Consider the following 5972-nt stretch of genomic DNA (forward strand, 5'->3'; position numbering starts at 1 on the left):
AATCATATAGAAAGCTCCTTGAAGTAACCGGTAAAGTTTAGTTTGGAAGAAAAACAAAAACGGTTAATAAAGGAGCTTAGAGTGAAACTATATGGTGGAATTGATTTACATTCAAATAATAGTGTTGTGGTATTAATTGATGAAGAAGGTCGTGAAATATTACGCAAACGAATAGCGAACGACCTTATAAAAATAGTTTCTTTATTGGAGCCATGGCGAAGTAATCTACTAGGAGTTGTCGTTGAGTCAACGTACAACTGGTACTGGTTGGTAGATGGCTTAATGGAATCAGGGTTTAAAGTTCATCTTGCTAATACGGCGGCGATACAGCAGTACTCAGGAGTGAAGTATACGGATGACACGAGTGATGCTCGTTGGTTGTCTGAACTGTTGCGATTAGGCATTTTACCGGAAGGCTATATTTATCCCAAGGAGCAACGTACGGCGCGGGATTTAATGCGCAAACGTATGCAATTGGTGCAACAGAGCACTCTAAATGTCCAGTCAATTCAGGGACTCTATGCTCGGCATTTGAATAAAAGAATTTCCGCAAACAAAATTAAGCAACTCACAGCAGAGCAAGTGGATGTTGATTTTTTAATCCCTCATGTTGCATTAGCAGTGAAGAGTAATTTGGTGGTTATGAATTGTTTACAGGAGCAAATCAATACCTTGGAAAAGGTACTTAAAAAAGACTTGCGGTTGGAACGTGCCTTTGAACAGTTAACCAGTATTGATGGAATCGGTTTGGTATTGGCTTTAACAATTATGTTAGAAACAGGGGCGATTTCGCGTTTTGATACAGTGGGCGATTATGCCTCCTATTGCCGATGTATTAGTGGGGCAAAATTTAGTAATGGTAAGAAAAAGGGAAATACCAATAGCAAAAACGGTAATAAATTTTTAGCTTGGGCGTTTACTGAAGCTGCTAATTTTGCAATTCGATATAACGAAACGGTGAAACAGTATTATCAACGGAAACTCGCCAAAACAAACAAGGTTGTTGCGATTAAAACGGTTGCACATAAATTAGCTCGAGCTTGTTTTTATGTATTGAGAGACCAGGTGGAGTTTAATGTACAAAAAGCATTTATGTAATCAGGTTAAACGGCGTTCGGTTAAGGTAATTGAGTTATACCATGGGGTTGGTAAAACCAATAGCTCTGATTAAACCTTTACCTTAACCACTTAATCTAATCATGAGGTCATTGAAGTTTGTTGTATACTGATATGCCCGTGCTCTGAGCCACAAAGGGTTGGCCATGTAAAAACATAAGCCACTGATTTGTCATTCTGGTTCATAGAACCTGGCGACTTGGACTGAGCACGGCACTATATAATTTCTGAGGCGATAATGCCAAGGACTACTAATGTCCATCAGGCCATTAGTAAATGTCTTAATTCATATGGGTGACTGGTGCATATTAGAGGACACCTCCATTAGAAATTTTAGATGCATAGAGTGTACATGTAACCTTCTAACACTTCTAAAATTATAAAATTTGGCTTACAAACCAAACGGCTTTGCTTTACCTCTTGACCGAGAGTTTCTAATGGGTGATCCCATTGGCATTGTATTCCATGATAGGTTGGATTGAGCTCAATAAACCTTGATTACGCTACGCTTCATCAAAGTTACGCTGGCTGTGCTCCCACTTATGCACACAGATTTACCCTCAAGAGGTTGTTATGATAGATTCAAAAGCAGAGTCAGTCTCAAGGAAACCGAACTTAGTATCTTCATAAAAACTCACTTCGCCTGTTGAGATATCATGATGGCCTCCAACAATTCCACATTCGCCTGCGTCAACAAGTTCTTTTAAAATGGGACTGCGCTCCATAACTGCATGTACTGTGCTATGTACATTAATAGCAGTAACCTTTTCCACAAACTCTTCGTTACTTGAGTTTCGGTTTCCAACGGTACTTTTTTCAGCCCTCACAGCGGGTTGTATTTTACTTAACAAGGCTGTCAAATTACCCATTTCTATATCATCACATGCGCCCTTTATTGCACCGCATTTTGAATGTCCCAAAACCACGATTATCTTCGCCCCTGCTACTTTGCAAGCAAACTCCATACTACCTAAAATATCTTCATTAATAATAGTTCCTGCAATGCGTACACTAAATACATCGCCTAAACCCTGGTCAAATATCAACTCGACCGAGGTACGTGAGTCGATACAGCTTAAGATGATTGCAAAAGGATGTTGTCCATCAGAGGTTTCATTAACCTGCTGCAAAAGGTTACGGTTAACTTTTAAATTATTTACAAATCGTTTATTACCTTCTTGCAATAGGTGCAGTGCAGTTGCTGGTGTAATAGTCGCTTGCATTTCTTTAGTCAATGTTTTCATTTTACACTCCTACATAGGGTCCGAATGTCAGGCGGACTCAATAAAATCTACCATTTCAACAATAATATTTTTCTGCTTTGCGTTTACTCTATAATCACGTAAGTATTCAACCCGCCATAAGGTCACTTTTGAATTCTTTGAACATAGTAAATACTTCTATGGATGCACGCCTATTGCCCCTGCTTGTTGGTTATGCATTTGAACCACCGTCTTTAACGCCTGGAATATGGCTCCATATCGTCTTTACTTCATTAACTGCTGAGCGGATAGTTTCATCAGACTGCAATCCACCTTCAAGGTAAGCTAGTCCTTGAAGTAGCCAATTTGCTAATTCTGGTTGAGCCAATTGATAATAAACCTGGTTCCCTTCTTTACGTTGTTTGACTATCTTGTTAGCTCTTAAAATAGACAGATGTTGTGATACGACCGAGTGACTCGTTCCTAAAATGGCTTGTAGACTGTTTACATTTTGTTCGCCTGCATGCAGTTCTTCAATAATTCGAATGCGGTGTTGGTGAGCTATCGCACTTAAAAATTCTGCCATTTTCTCGGAAATTAATTTTCTAGCGGGCATGATGCATTCCAATATTAGTACCTTTTAATATACTAATATTTTAATATATTAATTTTTATTTGCAATTTAAATTGGTAACGTCCTTTTTGAAGAGGTTTGGTAACTATTTGAGATTCATTGGAACACTATTTATACGGATGTGGCGTTCATCCGCTAAAAAATGATAATTTTCCTGTTAATTAGCAGGCGTAGCCTTGATGGAGTACAACGTAATCAAGGTGTTCATTCTCCCAAACCAGAGTCCTCAATTGGCTTGGATATCCAATGAGCCCAATTTTTAGATAATTGCCCATTATTCACATAATAATGAAATGACGAATAAGACCAATAAAAAACAAGCATCCGTTTCTGGATTTTCTTGAGCGAAAAATACAACGAGCCCAGATCCGGCCCCCTATGACCACGCTTGCTCATTCAATTAAATGAGAGTAATCTTTAAATTCATAAAGCATATTTTAATATCAAATTGATCGTCACAAGATGATTTTAATTTAGACAAAAAATGGCGATATGGGCGCTATTATCCGTTCCGAACACCCTCTCGGACATTTTTGTTTATAGGCAATCAAACAAAAAACGCCGCCTATTTTATGGGCATCCAGGCGCCCTGGCCAGACAATACAGGTTTAATGCTCAATCAACTCACCACCCATGGTGTTTTATTGAATATTACTTATGTGGCATAAGGATAGAAACCATGCAAAAAATATCAATAAAAACACTTTAATTAACAAAATACTGGTTGGTCTGTTATCCTGGCTGATATTGACAGCAGCACAAGCAGCGCGACCACTGTGGATCATCACAGCTGTACCTGGAAGCAAAACCACTCTGACTGTACCAAAAAATGGTACAGCCACAGTACAATATCTAGTGCAAAATGAGTCAGCGCAGTCTAAAAATTTAGTGGCCCAGCCAATGCCAGGCATTATCCAAACTACACCCTGTCAACTGGCGCCCAAGGGGCAATCGGGCAGCAGTTGCACTTTAAATCTTTTCATTATAGGCAGTGCACTGCCCTTAGGCGGTATTCATAGCGGACCCGTGCTATGCGAGGCACCTCTGGGTGGCAGCCCGAATCCCAATCAGTGTTATCAGCCAAGTGCTGCCATACTAAACATTACCCGTGGTGATGTTGGAACCACAATAAGCATTACAAGCCCTGTGCAACAAAATCGTGTCGTTGCGGTGTTTGGAGCGTCGCTTTCTTTAGAAGTGACCAATGATGCCAGCAGTACTGTGAATGCTGATGCAATTACGGTTAGTAATAAAGCCGCCTGCCCCAACCTGTCGATTGATGGCAGTAATTGTGCCAGTGTGGCACCTGGCGCTAATTGTACCCTGAAACTAACCTCCGACACCCCCTATGCACCATGTACGATTACTGTCAGTGGCAGCAATACGCTCAACAGCCCACAAACTTTGATTGCATTCTCTCATCTGGGAGGACTGGTGTTTCAAGAAAGTGGAGGCAGCGGCAAGGTAGTCATTGATGAAGCACTCGAGTTTAAGAGTCAATGGACCAGTAATAATTCTGATATATTTGGTGCAACAAGCCTGGATGATGGTGTTGCTAATACCGATGCCATTTTTATTGATGGAGCTTGTGCCAATGATCCTAGCCAGTGTGCCGCGCGACTTTGCCGAGATACCATTGGTGTAGACTGGTATCTTCCTGCAAGAAATGAGCTGTCTGCAATTCATAGTGCGCTTTGCTCCAATCTGGTAGATCCGTGTAATTTTGGGGGATTTTCGAACGGTGTATACTGGAGTTCGTCTCAGCTGGATTTAGCCAATGCTTGGTTCGTGTTTTTCCCGTTGGGTATCGAAGGCGGCCAAGCTAAGAACATCGAAGTGTCTGCCCGTTGCATTCGGACGTTCCCCCCTTAATACCCTTGTTTTTAGTAAAACGGCTTCTTACCACTATTGATACAAAACGACTCATTCAATGATTTTGATTGTGTTCCTCCTTGAGTTTTTGGCCCCGCCCCAAACCATGCCTTCAGCTTATGAAATCAGGCTGCTGCACAGCTTCTTTGCGCCTGAAATTCGCATGCTTCCCTCTTAACATCTGGCTTAATTAAATTGGCTGTGTCCTAAGTTTTTTCAATAGGACTGCTTATCCATCATTATGACGAATAATTTTATAATAAATATTAAGCGTAGTAGTATGAATTACGCTCAAGATTTAAATGACAAGGAAAAAGATGGAGCCACTACATGAAGCATGCAAAAGCGGCAACATAAAACAATTGGAAATAGAGTTATTAAAAGGCGTTGACCCTACAATTAATAATAATGCTGCAATAAGAATAGCGGCCGCAAACGGGCATCTGGACGTAGTCAACCGATTGTTAGACATAGACGGCGTTGACCCCAGCGCTGTTGATAATTATGCCATAAGAGTAGCGGCCGAAAACGGACATCTGGACGTGGTCAACCGATTATTAGACATAGACGGCGTTGACCCTACGGCTTTTGATAATCATGCCATAAGAGGGGCGGCCAAAAACGGACATCTTGGCGTGGTCAACCGATTATTAGACCTTGAAGGCGTCGACCCTACAGCCAAGAATAATTATGCCCTAGGAATGGCAGCCGCAAACGGACATCTTGACGTGGTTAATCGATTGTTAGACATAGACAGCGTTGACCCTACAGCGGGTGATAATTATGCCCTAGGAATGGCAGCCGCAAACGGACATCTTAACGTGGTCAACCGATTGTTAGACATAGACGGCGTTGACCCTACAGACGAGGATAATTATGCCATAAGAATGGCAGCGGCAAACGGACATCTTGACGTGGTTAATCGATTGTTAGACATAGACGGCGTTGACCCTACAGCGGATAGCAATTTTGCCATAGGAATGGCAGCCGCAAACGGACATCTTAACGTGGTCAACCGATTGTTAGACATAGACGGCGTTGACCCTACAGTCAGGAATAATGAAGCAATAAGAGAAGCGGCTTACCACGGGCATAAAAAAGTGGTTCTAACACTGTTTGACTTTATAAGAGAGCATCATCCTGAGCAA

The 5972-nt window shown here is 41.4% G+C and carries 5 protein-coding genes; 3 read left to right on the top strand and 2 right to left on the bottom strand.

What is annotated here, in order from left to right:
- Positions 1–81 precede the first annotated feature (81 nt).
- Positions 82–1098, top strand: coding sequence for an IS110 family RNA-guided transposase (locus BN58_RS02435; RefSeq protein ID WP_019215489.1), 1017 nt, complete (start codon positions 82–84; stop codon positions 1096–1098).
- A 578-nt stretch (positions 1099–1676) separates the two neighbouring features.
- On the opposite strand, the gene BN58_RS02440 is transcribed toward BN58_RS02435, so the two are convergent.
- Positions 1677–2360, bottom strand: coding sequence for a carbonic anhydrase family protein (locus tag BN58_RS02440; protein WP_019215490.1), 684 nt, complete (start codon positions 2358–2360; stop codon positions 1677–1679).
- Positions 2361–2550: 190 nt separating this feature from the next.
- The gene (locus BN58_RS28005) at positions 2551–2934 is read right to left on the bottom strand and encodes an ArsR/SmtB family transcription factor (RefSeq protein ID WP_019215491.1); all 384 of its coding nucleotides are present in this window, start codon (positions 2932–2934) and stop codon (positions 2551–2553) included.
- Positions 2935–3609: 675 nt separating this feature from the next.
- Here BN58_RS28005 and BN58_RS02455 point away from each other — a divergent pair.
- Both BN58_RS02455 and BN58_RS28010 read left to right on the top strand, forming a co-directional pair.
- Positions 3610–4824, top strand: coding sequence for a DUF1566 domain-containing protein (locus BN58_RS02455; protein ID WP_019215493.1), 1215 nt, complete (start codon positions 3610–3612; stop codon positions 4822–4824).
- A gap of 317 nt (positions 4825–5141) precedes the next feature.
- The coding region (locus tag BN58_RS28010) for an ankyrin repeat domain-containing protein (RefSeq protein WP_019215494.1) at positions 5142–5972 on the top strand (831 nt) is incomplete at its 3' end.

The organism is Legionella tunisiensis (assembly GCF_000308315.1).
GTDB classification, from domain to species: domain Bacteria; phylum Pseudomonadota; class Gammaproteobacteria; order Legionellales; family Legionellaceae; genus Tatlockia; species Tatlockia tunisiensis.

Coding starts and splice junctions, on each gene's coding strand:
- BN58_RS02455 (WP_019215493.1), top strand. CDS start 3,610: ATGTGGCATAAGGATAGAAACCATGCAAAAAATATCAATAAAAACACT.
- BN58_RS28005 (WP_019215491.1), bottom strand. CDS start 2,934: ATGCCCGCTAGAAAATTAATTTCCGAGAAAATGGCAGAATTTTTAAGT.
- BN58_RS02440 (WP_019215490.1), bottom strand. CDS start 2,360: ATGAAAACATTGACTAAAGAAATGCAAGCGACTATTACACCAGCAACT.